Raw genomic sequence first — 20,260 nt, 5'->3', positions numbered from 1 at the left:
ATGCGTCCGGTGATGCCGTGCATGATGATGCCGATCGGCCTTGTCGCCATTGTGTCATTCCTCCCGTAAATAACTATATAGTTACATAACTGACACGCCAACTCACCACTGTCAACGCCATTCAGCGGCCCGGAGCCGCTTCACGCATGTCAGATTCTGGATTGGATGGCCTATTGCGGACTAGGGCCGCAGATAGGCGAAGATGACCTCGACGATATGCTCACCCCACGCCTCGATTTCAGACTTGTCCGAGAGGTTACGCCGAAAGATCGTCGACAACGTCCAACGGTTCGTCAGGAAGAAGGAACCGAGCGCCGCGATGCTCATATAAATCTTGACCGGATCGCAACCGACCCGAAAATCGCCCGCCGCCGCACCGCGATCAAGCAGCCCGGAAATCTCCGAAACCAGAGGCGAGTGCAGTTCGAAAATGCGCGCGGAACGCTTCAAAAAACGCGCCTTGTGCATGTTTTCCGTGCTGAGAATGCCAAGGAATTCAGGATGATCGAGAAAATACTGCCATGTGAAAACAACAAGGTCCCGCATGCCTTCCCTAGGGGTACGGTGCGATAGATCCAGCCGGGCTTCTGCGGAACGGATGGCGATATAGCTACCTTCAAGGACGGCAACATAGAGAGCATCCTTGCCGCCAAAATAGTGATACAGCATCCTTTTGTTGATCTTGGCGCGCTCGGCAATGGCGTCGACGCGTGCCCCGCCGTAGCCACGCTCCGCAAACTCCTTTGTCGCTGCGGCGAGAATTGCCTTGCTCGTGCGCTCGGCATCCCTGAGGCGAGGTCGCTCGGCAGCAACGCGAGAGAAGCCCTCGTCGACATTCGCAGCGTCTGCGCCCTTGGCGCGGCGTTTCACGGTTCTGACTTCCGACATCATGGCTCCCGGCGGCAACTTTCAAGGCGTAGGCGGCATTTCTGCCGCCGATAAGTAACCGATCATCGCATAAGTTGACAGCCCCTCACTCGTTCGGCGGCTTAGTAACCATATGGTTATATCGATTTGATCGAGACGCCGGAATGAAGCCCCGCGAAATTACAAGAATGATTTTCCTCTAAAACGAAGAGAGCAACTTGCTTTCGATGCCCGTACGGCTCAAGAGAACGGATCGTAACCGATATCGGATAAGTCATGGCGGAGAAGCAGATCGCAATCATCGGCGGCGGCCCTGCGGGACTGATGGCCGCCGAAACACTGTCCTCGTCTGGCCACCGGGTCAACGTTTACGACAGTATGCCGACGGTTGCGCGCAAGTTCCTGCTGGCCGGCAAATCCGGGCTCAATATCACCCATTCGGAAGATTTTGACGTTTTTGCCGAACGTTTCGGAACGTCGTCGCTGCGACTGCACGCAGCGCTCGAAGACTACAAGCCGGACGATATTAGAGCCTGGGCGAAAGGGTTGGGAACCGAGACCTTCATCGGCTCATCAGGCCGGGTTTTCCCGACGGCCATGAAAGCGTCACCCTTGCTGCGCGCCTGGCTCACCCGACTGGAAGCGCAAGGCGTCAGCATCATGACGCGGCATCGATGGTCCGGCTTCAGCAACGGTGCCTTGACCTTGGAGACGCCGCAAGGAAGCAAGATCGTCACCTGCGATGCCATGCTGCTTGCGCTCGGCGGCGCGAGCTATCCTCGCCTCGGGTCCGACGCGACCTGGGTCGACTGGATACGAAGCAAGGGCGTCGATGTCGCCACCTTCGCGCCCGCCAACTGCGGTTTCGATGTTGCATGGAGCGCGCTGTTTACGGAACGCTTCGCCGGCGCACCGCTGAAGGCGGTTACCGCCACTTCGGATGCGGGAACATTTCCCGGCGAATTCGTCATATCCAAGACAGGCGTCGAGGGCAGCCTCGTTTACGCGCACGCCGCAGTCCTGCGCGACCGATTGCTGCATGACGGCACAGCGGCGCTGACCATAGATCTGGCACCCGGACGCAGCGTTGACCGGCTGGTACGCGATCTCGCGCGGCAGGATCCGAAAGCCAGCCTCTCCAATCGGCTGCGCAAGGGAGCTGGCATTGAAGGTGTCAAAGCCGCTCTGATACGCGAGCTTGCCAAACCAACACCACTTTCTCAAGCGGAATACCTGGCGCACCTTATCAAGGCCTTGCCGATCCCCCTGCTCAGGCCGCGCCCCATCGTTGAGGCAATCTCCTCGGCGGGCGGTATCTGCTGGAGCGAACTTGATCAGCACTACATGCTGAAAAAATTGCCCGGCCTATTCGCTGCCGGGGAAATGATCGATTGGGAAGCGCCGACGGGTGGTTACCTCCTCACGGCTTGCTTTGCGACGGGACGTGCCGCTGCCAAAGGCATCGACGCGTGGTTAAGACAGCCGACAAGCTAGATCCAATCGCCGCTTCAACCGATCTTGCCGTTCGCCATGAGCCAGGAAACCGATTCCTGCACGGCCTCGAGCGACGTATAGCGCGGACGATAGCCTAGAAGGCGCTCAGCCTTGGCGATCGAGCAGTTGGGGCTTCGGGCAATATGCTCCCAGGTAGCCTGCGCATCCTCGGGCTTTTGATCTTTTGCCCATGCCTCATAGGGCTGAAATTCGAGCCGCGGCTCATGACCAAACCAACGCGACATCGCCTCGGCATACCCCCTTAAGGTCAATGCGCCGGATGAGACTGCATGAAATGCCTCCCCCGTCGAAGCGCGCCAATTGGCAATCGCCGCCATGAACATCTGCGCAACGTCGTCGGCATGGACGTGATGCACTGTCTCCAGACCAAAATTTGGCAACGCAAGCGTCTCGCCCCGTGCCAGGGTCGAAAATGCAACGAGGTTAAAATGGCCGGCGGGATTGAGAGGCGCCCAGCCCGGACCGACGATATGGCCGGGATGGATCAGGGTTGCCGGAAAAGACCGAAGCCGCGCTTCCTCCAGAAGATGCACTTCGATGGCCGCCTTCTGAGTTCCATAGTCGCCAAACGGTCGCTTTGGCGCTTCCTCCACTGTCGGAACGACCGTAGAAAAGCCGTGCGTCCAGATCGTTCCAGTGTGCAGGAAATGGCCGACGTGATCCGCGAGTGCTTCGGTCAGATGCCGGACGCTGTCGAGCGAAAAGCAGATCATGTCGATGACGATATCAGCCTTTAAGGCACGGATCGCCGGGCCGAAACTGCCGTCCTTCTCCATGGCTGCGCGGTCCATGCTTCGTATCTCGACATTGTCCCAGGCTCGGTTGGGTAAATAGGGCTTGGCCTGACCGCGACTGATTGCGACGACCTGATGCCCTGCTTCGACCAGCCGAGGCACCATATAGGTGCCAACGTGACCGGTTGCGCCGATGATGACTGTACGCGTCATGAAATCCTCCCATGGCCGGCTTCGTGACCGACCGCTCCCAAGGTTCGAAGTCATGTTTGAGAATAGGACCGCGGGCCGCTTTTTCACCCTTCGATCGCGCAGGCATTGTTATTTTTGTCGGGTACCGGCCATGAAAGCGCGTCGAGATCTGCGGAATTAGCGACTTGCACTCTCAGTCTTCGGTTGGCCAAATGTCGTCATCGCAAACCGCTGAATACGTCTGCGCAGCATGCTTTAATTCGCGTGTGCGTTCGTGTCTTCATCTTCCGAGCGGATATAAACCTGCAGCGTATAACCGATATGCTCTGTCATCAGCGTCTTCGCACGATCCAGATCGCGGTCGAGTGCAGCTTCCATCAATGCGGTGTGGTGTTCGATTGCCATCGCGTCCTGTAGGGCCGCGGCAGCCTTTTCATAGCCGATCGTCAGGCCCGCTGCGGCCCGCTGGGTCGGCGCCAGGCCCAAGAAACGGTGATGGCGACGAAGCTGATCACTGATGGTGGCTTGAAACCGCAGCAGCCAGTTGGACGTCGCCGCGCTGACCAGCGCAGCATGAAAAGCTGTATGCTTCTCATCCCATTCATTCGCCATCTCATCGGAAGCGGCGTCAGGCACGATCTTGCACCGCGACAGGCGATAATGCGCCGTCACCACGGCCGACTCCCAATCCGGCCCGCCCTTTTCGATCGATTCCAGCAAAAGCGGCATCTCAACCACCATGCGCGCCCGCATGAGGTCTTCCAGTTCTGCGCGCGAAACAGGAGCAACTGCGAAACCGCGATTGCTGACGGCTGTCACAAGCTTTTCTGCCTCCAGCCGGGAGAGCGCCTCACGAAGAGGCGTCCAGCCGACGTCGTAAGTATCGCGTAGCGTGCCGAGGCGCAAAGAGGCGCCCGGCCTGAGCCTCGTATTGAGGATGTCGCGTCGCAGCAACGCGTAGGCTGCCTCCGTCTTGCTCAACGCGTCCTTGTCCTGCATGACCCCTCACCCATCCTGTCCCGCTCAGGATTATATATAAAAACGCTCTGACGGGAAATTATATATCAAAATCCCACACAGTGAATATCATATATCGCAAATTGACACGGTTGCAGCAGTCGCTATGATCCAATTCAAGAGAGCCGAGGGAACATGGCTCCTTGATACATCCGGGAGGGAAATTATGCTGAAATCTACGTCCAAATGGCTATCCGGCCTCGCTGTCGCCGGCGCGTTCATGGCAAGCGTCGCAACGGCATCGGCAGAGCCGATCAAAATCGCCATTGCCAACTTTGGCGAGCACCCGCAGCTGAACGCATCGATCGCCGGCTTCAAGAAAGCGCTGGCGGACAATGGCTTCGTCGAAGGCAAGGATGTCGTCTATTCCGAGAGCAACACCAGCTTCGACGCATCGCTCGTCCCGCAGATGATCGCCAAGCTGCAGGCTGAACATCCGAAGCTGATGTACACGGTGACGACGCCGGTTTCCCAGATCGCCAAGAAGGCGCTTGCAGGCTCTGGAATTCCGATCGTGTTCACCGCAGTGACCGACCCCGTGGCCGCCAAACTTGTTCCGTCATGGGATGCCGGCGACGATGGCATCACCGGTTCGAGCGACCTGCAGGACATTTCCGCGATCCTGACCTTCACCAGGAAGCTGCTGCCGAATGCGAAGCGCCTCGGTGTGCCTTATAATCCGGGTGAAGCCAACGACGTTGCCCTTATCGACAAGGTCAAGGCTGCGGCTCCTGCCGCCGGCTTCGAAGTCGTTCCCGTCGGCGTGGACAGCGTCAATGACATTCAGCAGCGCATCGCGTCGCTCGCCGGCAAGGCGGATGTGATCTACACGCCCGCATCCAACCTGCTGCAGCCGGCAATCCCGGCCGTTGCCGCAGCAGCCCGCCAGGCACAGATTCCGATCGTCAATTCCGACGACGCTGCAGTTCGCAGCGGCGTCGTCCCGGCGAGCTTTGCCGTGAATTACGAGCAGGTCGGCGAGAACGCAGGCAAGATCGCCGCAAAAATCCTTAAAGGTGCAGACCCGAAGACGATCAAGCCTTCGCTTCCTGCCTATGAAGACCATGCACCGCTGATCAACAAGACCGTCCTGAAGGCGTTTGGCGCCGAAGTGCCGGCCTCGCTTGCGGATTGCAATTGCTTCACGAAGTGATCGGCAGCATCCGCTAACGATCATTTGGCTCCATGGCGGCGTCATGAACGCCGCCATTTTCTAAGCGTATACTGCAAGGGAGGCACGGATGCTTGATATCAAATCCGCGCGCAAGGTTTTCTATAAGGGCCAGCCGGACGAGAAGGTCGCGCTCAATGGCCTGACACTCTCCCTCAAGACCGGCGAATTCGGCGTCGTGATCGGCTCGAACGGAGCCGGCAAGAGCAGCATGCTCAACGCGATCTCCGGCGCACTCAGCCTCGATTCCGGTCAGGTCCTGATCAACGGCAATGACGTGACAAGCATGCCTGTCCACAAGCGCGCCGCGCGCCTGGCTCGCGTATTTCAAGACCCTATGAAGGGAACGGCCGCCAGCATGACCGTGGGCGAAAACATGCTTCTTGCGGAGCTGCGCGGCAAAAGCCGAGGCTTCCGGCCGGGACTGAACGCTGCGCGGCTGGCCGCCTATAAAGAGCGTCTCGCTGTTCTCGGCCTTGGCTTGGAAAACCGGATCGACACGAAGGTCGAGCTGCTTTCTGGCGGCCAGCGTCAATCGCTCTCGCTTATCATGGCGGTCGGCGGCTCTCCTGACGTGCTATTGCTTGACGAACATACGGCGGCGCTTGATCCACGCACCGCCGATATCGTGATGCAGGCAACTGTGCGCACCGTCGAGGCGCTGAAACTTACGACATTGATGGTGACGCACAACATGCAGCATGCCGTCGATTTCGGTGACAGCATCCTCATGCTGGATGCCGGACGACTTCACCTCGAAATTACCGGCGAAGGCAAGCAGCGCATCACCGTGCCCGAACTCATCGGTCACTTCGCCGTCAAGACAGACCGCATGTTGCTGGTGAGCTGAGATGATGGATTTTATTCAGACAACCGTTTCGAGCTTCGTCTCGCTGATCCCGGTCACGCTCGCACAAAGCTTTATCCTGAGCTTCGTCGTTCTCGGCATCATGATCCCGTTCCGCATGCTGAGCTTTCCGGATCTGACCAGCGAAGGCGCATTTCCGCTCGGTGGCTGCGTTTGCGGTATTCTGCTTGCCGCCGGCGTCGCTCCGCCGCTTGCAATCGCCGTGGCTTTCGTCGTCGGCCTTGCAGCCGGCTGCTGCACGGCGTTCATTCACCTTCGTTTTCGCATCCACACCCTGCTCGCCGGCATCCTGATGTCGACCATGCTGTACAGCATCAATCTAGGCATCATGGGCAAGTCTAACCTCTCCGTCTTCGGTTCGCCGACCGTGTTCGACTGGGTACCAATGGCGACACCAGGCTTTCCGGCCAGCAAGATCGTGGTCGCCGGCATTCTAGCCGTCATCGTGCTGATCGCGCTCAATCTCTATTTCAAGACGGAAAAGGGCACGGCCATGCGCGCCGTCGGCTCCAATCCCGACATGGCCGAGGCGCAGGGCATCAATGTCTGGGCCGCCACGATCGGCGGCGTCGGTATCGCCAGCGCCTTTTCCGCTGGAAGCGGGGCGCTGATGGTGCAGTCCCAGGGCTTTGCCGACGTCAACATGGGCATCGGCATCCTGATCAACGGTTTGGCTGCTCTCATGATCGGCGAGGCGTTTACAGGCAAGCAAACGGTGTTGCGCCAGCTGCTGGCACCCTTCGTCGGCTCTATCATCTACTATCAACTCGTGTCGCTCTGCCTTGCCGCCGGCATGCCGCCACCGAACCTGAAGCTCGCCACCGGTCTGTTCGTGCTCATCATGCTGGCATTGCCGAGCATCCGCCGAAGCCGTGGCGGAGCAGCCACCCGCGAAACCATTCGCGAATAAATCAAGAGGCCATAACATCATGGACAGCCTTCCCGACCTCGCCGCCATCGAGGCCATGGACGAGAACGATCCTTTGCGCGCCTTTCGCAGCCGCTTTGCCCTGCCGGCAGGCGTAATCTACCTTGACGGCAACTCGCTCGGCGCGGCCTCGCATGAAGTCTTCGCCGAGGTACGGCAGGCCGCCATGGAAGAATGGGGCAATGGCCTGATCCGCAGCTGGAACAGCGCCGGATGGTTTCATCTGCCGCTCGAACTTGGCGACAGCATCGGCCGCCTGATCGGCGCGGCCGAAGGCCAGACCGTGGTCACCGACTCCACATCGATCAATATCTACAAGACCTTGCACGCCGCTCTTGCGATGCGGCCGGATCGTGGCGTCATCGTCGCCGAAGGCGATAGCTTCCCGACTGATCTCTACATGGCCGAAGGCGTCGCGTCTACACGCCCCGGCGTCACGCTGCGGCTGGAAGGTCGCGATGGGGACAACATCGAGGATTTGATCGACGAGAACGTTGCTGTCGTGCTCGTCAATCACGTAAATTACAAAAATGGCGAGCTGCGCGACATGGTGGCGCTGACGAAGCGCATTCACGCGGCGGGAGCGCTTGTTATCTGGGACCTGTGCCATAGCGCCGGTGCCCTACCCGTCGATCTCGACGGCGCCGATGCCGATTTTGCCGTCGGTTGCAGCTACAAATATCTGAATGGCGGCCCCGGTGCGCCTGCCTTCATCTATGCCGCCCGTCGGCATCATGCCTCGATCGTCCAGCCGCTCAGCGGCTGGTGGAGCCACGCGCGCCCATTCGCCTTCGAGCGCAATTTCGACGGTGACGCCGGCATCAAGCGCTTTCTCTGCGGCACCCAGCCCATTTTGTCGCTGAGAGCGATGAAGGGCGCCCTGTCTATCTGGAACGATGTGGACATGAGCGCCCTGCGTCAGAAGAGCATTGCGCTCACCGATCTCTTCATCCGGCTCGTCGAGGCGAAATGCGGACAATATGGCGTCGTGCTGGATACGACGCGCGACAGTGAGAAGCGCGGCAGCCAGGTCTCCTTCACGCACGCCAATGGTTATGAAATCATGCAGGCGTTGATCGAGCGGGGGGTCATCGGTGATTTTCGTGCACCCTCGACATTGCGGTTCGGCTTCACCCCGCTTTATGTGAGCTATCGTGACGCATGGCTTGCGGCGTCGATACTTGAAGAGATTTTGAGCAGCGGCTCCTGGAAGGATGCGCGCTTCGCCGTCCGTTCAGCGGTAACCTGAGCCCCCAGGTCGTCAAAACGAAGGAGCAGCAGATGAGCTATTTCAAGGTCACCGATTGGGAGGCCGCCTATACCAATGGCGCCTACATCGTCAACGGCGATCAATGGCCGGACGCCTGGGTCGAGCCTGCTCGATCCTTCCGCGAAAAGATGACGGCAGCAGGACGCGCGAAACTCGATCTCACTTATGGTGAGGCAGAGCGCAATCGCTTTGATCTTTTCCTGCCCGAAGGTCAGCCAAAGGGTTTGGTGGTTTTCGTGCATGGCGGATATTGGCTGCAGCTCGACAAGAGCTACTGGTCGCATCTTGCGGCAGGCTCGGTTTCAGCCGGCTATGCAGTCGCCATTCCCTCATACACGCTTTGCCCGGACAATCGCATCAGCGGTATTGGCCAAGAAATCGCAGCCGCGATCACCGCCGCCGCCACACTGATCGAGGGCCCGATTGTCCTCACCGGTCATTCCGCCGGCGGCCAGCTCGTTGCGCGGATGATGACCAAGTCCTCGCCGCTCGACGCATCTATTCTGAAGCGCATCCGACATGTCTTGGCGATCTCCGGCGTGCACGATCTGCGGCCGCTGATGAAGCGCAAGATGAACGAGCAGCTCCGCATTGACAACGCCGAGGCGAAGGCGGAAAGCCCGGCACTTCTGGAGCCGGTCGATACCATCCGCCTGACCTGTTGGGTCGGTGGCGCCGAACGTGCCGAGTTTATCCGGTTGAACGCGCTGCTCGCGAATATATGGATTGGGCTTGGTGCGGCCACGGAAGCAGTGATCGAGCCCGACAAGCATCACTATTCGGTGCTGGATGGCCTCATGGATCCGGGACATTCGCTGACCCGCACGTTGCTTGCGCAATAGCGGCTCTCAAAGTCGATTGGATAGCCCCCGGCATGCACCGCGCGCCGAGGGCCTCTCGATTTAGCCGTTGACCGGCGCATTCATCGCCCAGGCGACGCCGAAGGGATCGCGAAGCTGGCCCCAGCGGTCACCCCAGAACATCACCTGCGGCTCGACAACAACTTCGGCACCGGCATCGACGGCGCGCTTCCACCAGAAATCCAGATCGTCGACAACAAGCTGCATGATGAAGGACTGCGGCTTTTCCAGTGCATGCCCATATTCCGGATAAGCATCGCCGAGCATGACCGAACTGCCGTTGATGTAGAGATGGATATGCATGGTCCGGCCCTTTTCATCGACCGGAAACATGAAGGCTTCTTCGGCGCCGAAGGCATGCTTGTAGAATTCTGCGGCTTTTGTCGCGCCGTCTACCGTAAGATAAGCCACCACACCGCCACGCACCGGGACACGCGGCTGCTGGGACTGCGTCTGATCTGCTGCATCGCTCATGTTCGTCTCCTTGAGAACGGTTTTGAAATCATGCCCTTCTCTATGGGCTATCTCAAGGACGTTGCAGTCGCGCGACTTCCGACAGCGGCGACCAAAAATTTGCGGTTATTTTTGAAAGCCGATCGGCTCAACCATTGATACGCCGGCGGTGTAACGATTTTGGAGAGGAGGCCGAGTGTCTTTCGCCAAGAATTCTCGCCATGGCGTCTTTCCGCGGCATGGGGCGCCCGAGCAGGAAACCCTGCACCTCGTGATATCCTTCTGCGCGCAACTTGGCGAGTTGTGCTTCCGTTTCGATGCCTTCGGCGAGTGTGACCGCGTTGAAACCCGAGGCGATACCGACAACGGCGCGCACGATCGCGAGATTGCCGGGATCTGAATCCATGCCGGCGACAAAACTGCGGTCGAGCTTGATCTTGTCGAAGGAAAAGGAACGCAGATAACTGAGCGACGAATAGCCGGTGCCGAAGTCATCAATGGCAATACGGATGCCAAGCTCCTTGAGACCGCGCAAAAGTGAAAGGCTTTGCTCGACCTCGGACAGGAGGATGGATTCCGTGACCTCGATTTCGAGCCGCCCCGGACAAAGCCCGGTCTCGTCCAGTGCCGAGACGACGCTTGCCAGCAGGTTCGCATGTCGGAATTGATACACCGACAGATTGATCGCGACTTTCAAATGTTCGGGCCACTCCCGGGCAGTCCGGCAAGCCTCCCGCAACACCCAATCGCCGATTGGCAGGATCATGCCCGTCTCTTCCGCAACAGGGATGAACTCGGCGGGAGAAATCAGGCCGCGATCGGGATGACGCCAACGGATCAGCGCTTCGAAGCCGGCGAGCGCGTCCTCGTTCAGTCGGATAATCGGCTGATAATGGAGCTCGAATTCGCCGTTCTGTAGCGCCTCGCGAAGTTCGAGCGTCAGCTGATGACGCCGCTCCGCCTCAAGCCTCATATCGGTTTGATAGAAGCGGTAGGTCGACCGGCCGCTGCCCTTGGCCGCATAAAGGGCAAGGTCCGCATCCCGCATGAGGACATCCGCATCGTCGCCATGCTGCGGAGCCACGGCAATGCCGATGCTGCAGGTGACATGCTCGCGCACGCCATCGAGATCGAAAGGTGCGGAAAGAGAGAGCAGCAGCAGATCGGCAAAGCGCTGCGCCCGGCCTGTATCCGTCATCTTCAGGACCAGCGCAAACTCATCGCCACCCAGGCGAGCGACGAGATCATCCTTTTCTGCCAGCCGCTGGAGGCGCTCGGCCACCTGCCGCAAGAGCATATCGCCAGCAGCATGACCCTTGCTGTCGTTGATGTTCTTGAAATGATCGACATCGATGTAAAGCAGTGCAATCGGCTTCTCGGACGTTGCCGCCGCCACCTGCCTCACGATGCTTTCGGAAAAGAAGGCCCGGTTGGGCAGGCCGGTCAGGGAATCGTGCATGGCAAGATGCGCAAGCCTCGCCTCGACATTGCGCTCCTCCGTCACATCCTGGGAAATGCCGAGAACGTAGCGCGGCACCTGCCCTGTCGGTGCCGGAAGCGCACGTTTTGCGGTCTTCAAGACCCGCAACGCACCATCCACTGTGTGAATGGTTTCCTCGAAATAGACCGTTTCAGCCGTCTCGAAGGCAAGCTTGTCCTGTTCGCGGAAACTCGCTGTCTGCTCTGCGGAGAAGATGGTCTTGTCCGACTTGCCGATCACCTCGCCGGCAGACTGCCCGACGATGCTGCCGCAGGCCTCGTTGAAGAGAATGTAACGACCATCCTTCTCCATGTCCTTGACGAAGACACCGACGGGTAGATTGTCGACAATGCTGTCGAGCAGCGACTGCGTGGCATCGACCTGACGCTGTGCGGCGTTGACCTCGGTCCGGTCCTGCACAATCGCAAGGATCGCCACCTTGCCGTCAAAACGAATCTCGCGGCCGTAGGTCAAAACCTCGAATGTCTCGCCATCGGCCTTCAGATGCGTCCAACGTTGCGCCATCTCCATGTCCGTGCGGTGTTGTATAGCGGCCAGCATGCGCTTGCGCTCGTCGGATGGCCGGATATCGAGCACGGTCATCGCCGCAAAGGCGGCGTGACTGTAGCCGTAAAGATCACGCGCTGCATCGTTGACGATCAAAAACCGCAGCGTCTGCGGATCATAGACCCACATCGGCGAGGGATGCGTTTTGAACAGCGACCGAAAATCGTCGCTCGGGGTGTCGAGCCAAACGGAATCCATAACCAGGTCGACCTTGCCAACTCGAGTTTAAAAGGTTCGAATTGGAGATATTTAGACAAAAAAGCTAAATAAAATCAAAATTATAGGGAGATTAAACTTTAGGCAAAAGCCTAGCGAATATGCAACGGCAGGCTTTATCCCGGCGTCAGCGCACCATCTAAATGGGCGGACGAGGCCGGCGAGGCTCAAAGCCCCGCCTTGCCGATGGCGTGAATGACACCGTGCAACTCGCCAAGCCCTTTCAGGCGGCCGATCAGCGAGTAGCCGGGGTTGGTCGGCTTATCGATATCATCGGCGATAAGATGCCCATGATCCGGGCGCATGGGAATTTGGTGATCTTCGCGGCCCGCTCCTCGACGGCGCGCCTCCTCACCCAGAAGCAGGCTTAAAATCGCATGCATGTCGCTGCGCCCCTCCAGATGAGACGCCTCGACAAACGAGCCGTCCGCTTCTATCGCGACATCCCTCAAATGAGCAAAATTGATGCGCGCAGCAAATTCACGTGCAATGGCAAGCACATCATTGTCAGCACGAGAACCCAGCGAACCCACGCACAAGGTAAGACCGTTCGCGGGATGGTCGACGCTGCCGAGGATACGGCGCAGATCGGAAGCCTGCGAAACGACGCGAGGCAGCCCAAACAGCGATATAGGTGGATCATCCGGATGGATCGCAAGCCTTGCGCCGAGCTCGGCCGCAACCGGCACGACCTCTTTCAGGAACGCATCGAGATTGGCCTGTAGATCGCCAGCGGTCATACCGTCAAAGAGCGAGATCGCCGAGCGGATCGCATCACGACCATAGCTGTCTTCGCCGCCTGGGAGTCCTGCGATGATATTGTTTTCAAGCCGCAAAATTGCCTCGTCGTCAAGACCCTTCAACCGCTGCTCCGCACGCTGCACCAGCTCCGGTGCGTAATCCAATTCCGCGCCCTTGCGACTGAGAACGAAGACGTCATACGCAATGAATTCCACCATGTCGAAACGCAGTGCCAGGGCGGTGGTGGGCATCTCAAAGCGAAGGTCGGTGCGTGTCCAATCGACGACAGGCATGAAATTATAGCAGACGGTCTTGATGCCCGAGCGCGCAAGGTTTGCCAGACTGTCTTTCCAGACATCGATGGCCGCTCTGGCCCCGGCACCTCCGAGTTTGATGGCACTCGGCACGGGGATCGATTCACAAACGCTCCAGCGCAGACCGGAAGCTTCGACCAAAGCCTTTCGCGCCTCGATTTCAGCCGGCGTCCAGGAGCGCTTGTAGGAGATCTCATGAAGAGCCGTGACGATGCCAATTGCCCCGGCCTGTCGCGCATGTTGCAATGGCACGAGATCTTTCGGCCCAAACCAGCGCCAGCAGCTTTCCATGTCACACCCTCCATTTGTCGGTCAAAATATCGTCGAAACAACAAATGTCCATGCCGATATTGCCAGTTTGCGACGCTTGACAGATGTTATTGACCAACAATATGGTTTTGGCGGGTGGAGAGTGGATGGCAGAAAGTCCTGACAGCGAGAATAGAGGCTCGGCGGTCGATCAGGTAGTCGATGCGTTGCGGCGGCTGATGCGTGAACGCAACCTCAGCCTTGGAGACGCGCTGCCTTCAGAGGCGGATCTTGCCTCGATGTTCAATGCCAGCCGTAATACCGTGCGCGAGGCAATCCGCATCCTCAAGGCCTATGGTATCGTGGAAAGCCGACAAAAGGTCGGTGCGGTCATTACGGATCGACGCCAACAGGCGCTGATGGAGCTGTTTTCCTTCGCCATCGATATTTCGGCAGAAAGCTTTCTCGATATTCAGGGCTTTCGCCGTTTGATCGAAGTCAACCTTTCGGACCTTCTCTTTACAAGAATTGGCGAAACCGATCTCGAGGCGCTGCGCTCACTCAACGAAGCCATGAAGGCGGCGCAGGACCTGACTGATGCGGCGGCGCTCGACTACAAATTTCATGCGATGCTCATCGAGCTTTCCGGCAATCAGACATTGTCACAGGTCTATGGCATTCTGCGGCCATTGTTGCAGAAGCTTATGGAGGCCGGCAAGCGCTCGCGCGCGGCTGTCGACAGCGCCTATGAGGATCACCGCGACATCATGGAAGCATTGGAACAAAGGGATCGAATCGCTTACGCCTATCACATGAACCGCCACCTGCAGGCCGGGCTGCAATACATCGCGCCGAAGGCTGTTTGAGATATTCATTTCATCACGGATCCAAGACATGAAAAGACAGACGCTCGACACCGGCTGGACCATCTCGCGCCTTCGCGCACCCTCCACCGCACCGGCCCTGCCGAACACGATCCCTGCAACGGTTCCCGGCAACGTGCATCTCGACCTGATGGCGGCACAGCTGATCACCGATCCGTATTTGGACGTCAACGAGATTTCTCAAGACTGGATCGGCCGCTCCACCTGGCGCTATCGTCTCGCTTTCGATTGGGACAGCGACGATAACGAGCGTGTCGACCTATCCTGCCTCGGCCTTGATACCGCTGCGCGCCTGGAAATGAACGGAACCCTTCTCGGGGAAACCCGCAACATGCACCGGAGCTACCGTTTCGACATCGGTGCCCATCTCAAGGATGGCCGCAACGAGCTGATAGTCGACTTCCAGTCGGCCTACGAACATGGCGAGGAGGTGCGAAAGCAACTCGGGAGCGCCGCCGATATTCCTCAAAACTATCCCGGCCCGAGCAATCTCATCCGCAAGATGGCCTGCAATTTCGGCTGGGACTGGGGTCCAACCGTCGTCACCGCAGGCATTTGGCAACCGATCGCCATAGAGAGCTGGTCGAAGGCACGCCTTGGCGACATCCGACCCGAAATCACGCTGCAAGGCGGTCAGGGCGTGGCCCGACTGCATGTCGAAATCGAGTGGGCCGAAAAGGGCACGGACAGCATCGCATTGGTCCTTTCGATCGGCGGCAAGCGATCGGAAGTCCGCGTTGCGCAGGGCGAGACCCACGCCCAGATCGAGTGCCGTATCGACAATCCGCAGGTCTGGTGGCCGCACGGGCTTGGCGATCAACCGCTCTACGATCTCGAGCTGCAACTGCTTGGCTCTGACAGCACGGCACTGGATGGCTGGAAGCGCCGCATCGGCTTCCGATCGATCCGACTGGATACGACACCCGACGAGGTCGGTTCGGCTTTTACGCTTGTCGTCAACGACGTGCCGGTTTTCGCCCGCGGCGCGAACTGGATCCCGGACGACTGCTTCCTGCCGCGCGTAACGCGACAGCGCTATCGCGAGCGGATCAATCAGGCTCGCGATGCCAACATGAATATGCTGCGCGTCTGGGGCGGCGGCATTTACGAGACCGATACGTTCTACGAAGAGTGCGATGCGGCCGGCATCATGGTCTGGCAAGACTTTCTGTTTGCCTGTGCCAGCTATCCGGAAGAAGAGCCGGTCTATAGCGAAGTCGAGGCGGAGGCACGCGAAGCCATCACACGGCTGATGCCCTATGCCTCGCTCGTTATCTGGAATGGCAATAACGAAAACATCTGGGGCTATTTCGACTGGGGCTGGCAGGATGTCCTCGGCAACCGTCCCTGGGGAGCCGGCTATTATCTCGACCTGCTGCCGAAACTGGTGGCGGAAATCGACCCGACACGGCCCTATTGGGCGGGAAGCCCTTATTCCGGCTCGATGGAGATCGCGCCGAACGCAGACGAACACGGCTGCAAGCACATTTGGGATGTCTGGAACGAAGTCGGATATGAAACCTATCGCAACTACATCCCACGCTTCTGCTCCGAATTCGGATGGCAGGCGCCATCGACCTTCGCGACATTGACGCAGTCCGTGCGCGAGAAGGATCGCGCGCCAGCCTCCCCTGGCGTACTGCACCACCAGAAGGCAACCCTGGGCAACGATAAACTGCTACAAGGCCTGGAAGGCTGGTTCCCGCACCCGCAGAATTTTGACGACTGGCTTTTCGTCACCCAGCTCAACCAGGCACGCGCCATCAGCTTCGGCATCGACCATATGCGCTCGCATCGGCCAAATTGCATGGGCACCATCGTCTGGCAGCTCAATGATTGCTGGCCGGTGACGTCCTGGGCCGCAGTCGACGGGTCGGGACGCAAAAAGCCGCTGTGGTACGCGTTGAAACACAGCTATGCGCCGCATCTTCTGACCATCCAGCCGCGTGGCGATAACCTTGCTGCTGTCGCCGCAAACGATGCGACGCTATTCTGGCGCGTTCCATTCACCGTCGAGCGGTTCGATTTCAACGGCAAGCTGCTCGCACATCATTCCGTCTGGCGCGTTCTGTGCGACCGCTTCGAAAATACCGACATCGCGATCCCCAAAGATGTGGCGACGCCGGGCGATCCCGAGCGCGAATTCCTGCGTGCCCGCCTGGGCGACGCCGAGGCCTGGTGGTTCTTTGAGAAAGACATGAAGCTGCACTATCCGCAGCCGCGCTACGACATCGAGATCGAAGAGACGACCGGCGGGATCACGGTCACGATTACCGCACAAACCTTGCTGCGGGATCTCTGCCTGTTTGTCGATCGCATCAACCCGAATGCCGAAATCGACGACATGCTTGTCAATCTCATCCCTGGGGAAAGCAGGACATTCCGCATCAGCGGCATGTCGAAAGAAGCCTTTGAGGATGCGGATCTGTCGAGCGTCATCCGTACGGCCAATCAGGTTGCCGAGCTCCCAGCACATCGATAGGCGCATGCCGTCGACACCGAAAGAACCCGGCGATCCGCGTCGGGTTTTTCTTCGTGCTTTCACCGGCTTGCCGACCATGTGTCACAAAAGAATGCGATCGCGAATGGCAAAATGCCTCCTATGATCGGCGCCTGCCTTGTGATCTAGTGGCCCCATTCGATCCAATGAATCAGCGAGACCCAGCTTATGCCCTCGGACCTCAATCGTAGCTTTCAGACACCCCGTCGCGAAGAACTCGGTCTGATCACCCTCACCAATCCAGGCGGTCTGTCGATCGCGGCGCTGCCAAACGGGACGCTGTTTTCCATTGACTTCGCCGATGAAAAGGGCGGCGTCATGATCAACCAGGTGCTCGGATCACCTGTTTATGGCGGGATCGGCCGGCTCTATCTACGTGTCGGCGGAGCAAAGCCCGCTACCGCGGAAATCGTTGGCCCGAAAGCAGCCGTGCAGTTCGGTCATGGCACAAGCGGCTTTTCGTGGAGCGGGGAAACGGCTGGCATAAGGCATACGGTCAGCCTGCGCCTGCATCCGAGCCAAACGGCTTGGTTCTGGCAGGTGTCGCTGCAAAACACCAACAGTTCAACGGTTTCAGCCGACCTCGTCCTGCTTCAGGATGTGGGTCTCGGCGATCGCGGCTTCCTGATGAACAGCGAGGCGTATGCGTCGCAATACATCGATCATCACATTGCCGACCACGCTACCTTCGGTCCGGTTGTCCTGAACAGGCAGAATCTTAAGCAGGGCGGCGGGCGCAATCCTTGGGTGGCGCAGGGTTGCCTTGAGGGAACCGCAGCCTACGCGACCGATGCCATCCAGCTCGTCGTACCCTCTAGAAGTGGCGACGGCATCATGGTGCCGGATTTCGGCAAGGATCTGCCAAGCACCCGCCGCCAGCACGAGGTCGCCTGCCCGGCGATCCAGTCAAAGCCGCTCTCGCTCGCTGCAGGAGACGCAAGCACCACGACGTTCTTCGGACTGTTCATCGCAGATCACCCGACCGCTTCCAGCGATGCCGATCTTTCTCACCTCGATGCCCTGCCGAAGCTGCAGGGCGAGTTGGCGATGGACACTATATCGGCTGCGCAATCGGTCCGCAGCCATGTTCAGAACGCGCCTCTCGCCGAGAGCGAAGGCCTCGATCAGGCGGCGATCGATGCGCTCTACCCTAACCGCCTGCTTGAAGAACATGCTGACGGAAAGCTGCTTTCCTTCTTTGTACCGGATGGGCCGCACAACAGGCATATCGTACTTCGCGAGAAGGAACATGTGGTCGCGCGTCGTCACGGGTCCATTGTCCGCAGCGGCCAGAATATGCTGCTCGACGACAAGACGCTCGCCGCCACGTGCTGGATGCAAGGCATCTTCGCGGCCCAACTCACGATCGGCAACACCTCCTTTCACAAGCTTTTCTCCGTTTCGCGCGATCCCTACAATCTGACGCGGTCGAGCGGCCTTCGAATTCTTGTCGATCTCGGTGACGGATGGTGCCTGCTTGGCGTTCCGGCAGCCTTCGAGATGGGCCTCAGCGATATCAGATGGATCTACCGCCTGCCCGGCCGGACCATCACCGTCTCGGCGATCGCGGATGGCAAGGATCCAGCGATGCAATGGAAGGTTTCCGTCGAGGGAGAAGCCTGCCGCTTTCTCATATTCGGCCATATCGTGCTCGGTGAGCGCGACTATGAAGCCGTCGCCAACATTTCGATCGATCAGGCTGCCAAGCGCATCTCTTTCCGCCCGCAACCGTCCTGGCTTTGGGACCGCTATCCGAATGCGGCCTACCATCTCGTCACTTCGACGCCGGATGCATTTGAGGCCGTCGGCGGCGACGAGCTGCTGTATGAAGACGGCAATTCGCGAAACGGCCCGTTCATCGCGCTGAAATCTCACGCCACGCAGGAATTGCGCTTCGCCGTCACCGGGTCGATGGCGGACACCGGTGCCGGCGAGGCCTTCGCGATGCGCTATGCGGCCGGCGTGGAAAGCGGGGAAATGCTGGCGCCCGCGCGCAGCTTCTGGAGCCATGTGACGCGCGGCGCACGGGTCGAAGGCGATGGCCGTGATGTACTGGCGCAATCCGTCATGGTTCCGTGGATCGCACATGACGCAATCGTTCATTTGAGCGTGCCGCATGGGCTGGAGCAATATACGGGCGCAGCCTGGGGAACGCGTGACGTCTGCCAGGGACCGATCGAATTTCTGCTGGCCTATGAGCATGACGACGAAGTTCGCCAGATCCTCAGCACGCTCTTTTCCGAGCAATATCGGGATCGCGGCGACTGGCCGCAATGGTTCATGCTGGAGCCCTATGCCAACATCCGCGCCGGCGAGGCACACGGCGATATCGTCGTCTGGCCGCTGAAGGCGCTTTGCGATTATATCGAGGCGACGGGAGACATTACTTTCCTTGCCGAAACGGTGCCTTGGCGCGCCGACGACACGATGCAGCTGACGTCGGAACAGGCGACGATCTCAGACCACGTCGAGAAGCTGCTGGCGACCGTACGCAGCCGGTTCGTACCGGGCACAAGTCTGATCCGCTATGGTGAGGGCGACTGGAACGACAGCCTGCAACCGGCCGATCCGCATTTGCGCGACTGGATGGTCAGCAGCTGGACAGTGTCCCTGCTCTACGAACAACTGGTGCGCTACGCCAATATTCTGACGCTCGCCAGCCGCACCGAAGAAGCGCAGTCGCTTCAGGCAACGGCTGTTGCCATGCGCGCCGATTTCAACCGTCTGTTGATGCGCGATGGCATCGTTGCCGGTTATGGCGTCTTCGACCCAAGCCATGACGGCGTCGAACTGCTGCTGCATCCCGAGGACACGCGCACCGGATTGCATTACTCGCTGATCGCGATGACACAGCCGATGATCGGCGGATTGTTCACGCCCGATCAGCGTCATGCCCACATGAAGATCATCCGCGAGAACCTGCTCTTCCCCGATGGCGTTCGACTGATGGAGAAGCCGGCGACCTATTCTGGCGGCCCGGAAAAACTGTTCCGTCGCGCTGAGTCGTCATCCTTCTTCGGTCGCGAGATCGGGCTGATGTATGTGCATGCGCATCTGCGCTACTGCGAGGCACTTGCTCTTGATCATGATGCGGAGGCCGTTTGGCAGGCACTGGCGCTGGCAAACCCGATCGCCGTCAGTGGTCATGTCGAGCACGCCTCGCTGCGCCAGCGCAACACCTACTTCAGCAGCAGCGACGCGGCCTTCGATGATCGCTACCACGCCTCATCCGATTGGAGCCGCGTGAAGGCCGGCGATATTGCGGTCGATGGCGGCTGGCGCACGTATTCGAGCGGGCCCGGCCTCTATACCAAGAGCCTGATCGGCAACGTCTTCGGCTTCCAGCGCCAATTTGGCCAGCGTATCCGCCAGCCGCTGCTGCCAAGCTCAATCGGCGCCTGCGACGTTAAGCTGGACTTCAAGGCCTGAGCTGC

15 protein-coding genes are annotated in these 20,260 nt (G+C 59.2%); 9 read left to right on the top strand and 6 right to left on the bottom strand.

Going from position 1 to position 20,260, the window contains the following annotated elements; translation table 11 throughout:
• Positions 1 to 180 precede the first annotated feature (180 nt).
• Positions 181 to 888: a TetR/AcrR family transcriptional regulator gene (locus HGP17_RS16755; protein ID WP_168810876.1), complete on the bottom strand. Its 708-nt coding sequence runs from the start codon at positions 886 to 888 to the stop codon at positions 181 to 183.
• A 255-nt stretch (positions 889 to 1,143) separates the two neighbouring features.
• On the opposite strand from HGP17_RS16755, the gene HGP17_RS16750 reads away from it, so the two are divergent.
• Positions 1,144 to 2,361 (top strand): TIGR03862 family flavoprotein, encoded by a 1,218-nt coding sequence (locus tag HGP17_RS16750; RefSeq protein WP_168810874.1) that lies wholly within the window; start codon positions 1,144 to 1,146, stop codon positions 2,359 to 2,361.
• Positions 2,362 to 2,375: 14 nt separating this feature from the next.
• On the opposite strand, the gene HGP17_RS16745 is transcribed toward HGP17_RS16750, so the two are convergent.
• Both HGP17_RS16745 and HGP17_RS16740 read right to left on the bottom strand, forming a co-directional pair.
• The gene (locus HGP17_RS16745; protein WP_168810872.1) at positions 2,376 to 3,329 is read right to left on the bottom strand and encodes an NAD(P)-dependent oxidoreductase; all 954 of its coding nucleotides are present in this window, start codon (positions 3,327 to 3,329) and stop codon (positions 2,376 to 2,378) included.
• Positions 3,330 to 3,563: 234 nt separating this feature from the next.
• Positions 3,564 to 4,307, bottom strand: a complete 744-nt coding sequence (locus HGP17_RS16740; RefSeq protein ID WP_168810870.1) for a GntR family transcriptional regulator — start codon at positions 4,305 to 4,307, stop codon at positions 3,564 to 3,566.
• A gap of 184 nt (positions 4,308 to 4,491) precedes the next feature.
• Here HGP17_RS16740 and HGP17_RS16735 point away from each other — a divergent pair, with 184 nt between their 5' ends.
• From HGP17_RS16735 to HGP17_RS16715, 5 genes are all read left to right on the top strand, one after another.
• Positions 4,492 to 5,478, top strand: coding sequence for an ABC transporter substrate-binding protein (locus tag HGP17_RS16735; RefSeq protein ID WP_168810868.1), 987 nt, complete (start codon positions 4,492 to 4,494; stop codon positions 5,476 to 5,478).
• Between the two features lie 88 nt (positions 5,479 to 5,566).
• Entirely contained in the window at positions 5,567 to 6,346 is a 780-nt protein-coding gene (locus HGP17_RS16730) for an ABC transporter ATP-binding protein (RefSeq protein WP_168810866.1), read from the top strand.
• Between the two features lie 4 nt (positions 6,347 to 6,350).
• Positions 6,351 to 7,274 (top strand): ABC transporter permease, encoded by a 924-nt coding sequence (locus HGP17_RS16725; RefSeq protein ID WP_168810939.1) that lies wholly within the window; start codon positions 6,351 to 6,353, stop codon positions 7,272 to 7,274.
• A gap of 19 nt (positions 7,275 to 7,293) precedes the next feature.
• Positions 7,294 to 8,541, top strand: coding sequence for a kynureninase (gene kynU, locus HGP17_RS16720; protein ID WP_168810865.1), 1,248 nt, complete (start codon positions 7,294 to 7,296; stop codon positions 8,539 to 8,541).
• 32 nt (positions 8,542 to 8,573) lie between these two features.
• Complete coding sequence (locus tag HGP17_RS16715) at positions 8,574 to 9,404, top strand: alpha/beta hydrolase (protein WP_168810863.1); 831 nt, start codon at positions 8,574 to 8,576, stop codon at positions 9,402 to 9,404.
• Positions 9,405 to 9,464: 60 nt separating this feature from the next.
• Here the strand turns inward: HGP17_RS16715 and HGP17_RS16710 are convergent, their stop codons facing one another.
• The 3 genes from HGP17_RS16710 to uxuA all read right to left on the bottom strand — a co-directional run bounded on the left by HGP17_RS16710 (position 9,465) and on the right by uxuA (position 13,484).
• On the bottom strand, positions 9,465 to 9,896 hold the full coding sequence (locus HGP17_RS16710) for a glyoxalase/bleomycin resistance/extradiol dioxygenase family protein (RefSeq protein WP_168810861.1): 432 nt from the start codon (positions 9,894 to 9,896) through the stop codon (positions 9,465 to 9,467).
• 127 nt (positions 9,897 to 10,023) lie between these two features.
• Positions 10,024 to 12,120 carry a bifunctional diguanylate cyclase/phosphodiesterase gene (locus HGP17_RS16705; RefSeq protein WP_168810859.1) on the bottom strand — a complete coding sequence of 699 codons (2,097 nt, stop codon included), beginning with the start codon at positions 12,118 to 12,120 and terminating at the stop codon, positions 10,024 to 10,026.
• A 185-nt stretch (positions 12,121 to 12,305) separates the two neighbouring features.
• Positions 12,306 to 13,484: a mannonate dehydratase gene (uxuA, locus tag HGP17_RS16700; protein ID WP_168810857.1), complete on the bottom strand. Its 1,179-nt coding sequence runs from the start codon at positions 13,482 to 13,484 to the stop codon at positions 12,306 to 12,308.
• Positions 13,485 to 13,609: 125 nt separating this feature from the next.
• On the opposite strand from uxuA, the gene HGP17_RS16695 reads away from it, so the two are divergent.
• The 3 genes from HGP17_RS16695 to HGP17_RS16685 all read left to right on the top strand — a co-directional run bounded on the left by HGP17_RS16695 (position 13,610) and on the right by HGP17_RS16685 (position 20,255).
• The gene (locus HGP17_RS16695; RefSeq protein ID WP_168810855.1) at positions 13,610 to 14,308 is read left to right on the top strand and encodes a FadR/GntR family transcriptional regulator; all 699 of its coding nucleotides are present in this window, start codon (positions 13,610 to 13,612) and stop codon (positions 14,306 to 14,308) included.
• A 28-nt stretch (positions 14,309 to 14,336) separates the two neighbouring features.
• Positions 14,337 to 16,808: a glycoside hydrolase family 2 protein gene (locus HGP17_RS16690; RefSeq protein WP_168810853.1), complete on the top strand. Its 2,472-nt coding sequence runs from the start codon at positions 14,337 to 14,339 to the stop codon at positions 16,806 to 16,808.
• Between the two features lie 186 nt (positions 16,809 to 16,994).
• The gene (locus HGP17_RS16685) at positions 16,995 to 20,255 is read left to right on the top strand and encodes a cellobiose phosphorylase (RefSeq protein WP_168810851.1); all 3,261 of its coding nucleotides are present in this window, start codon (positions 16,995 to 16,997) and stop codon (positions 20,253 to 20,255) included.
• Positions 20,256 to 20,260: the final 5 nt, after the last annotated feature.

It is taken from the genome of Rhizobium sp. P38BS-XIX (assembly GCF_012641435.1).
Lineage (GTDB): Bacteria > Pseudomonadota > Alphaproteobacteria > Rhizobiales > Rhizobiaceae > Rhizobium.
Note: the sequence above shows the minus strand (reverse complement) of the source record. Positions and strands in the feature narration are given on the sequence as shown.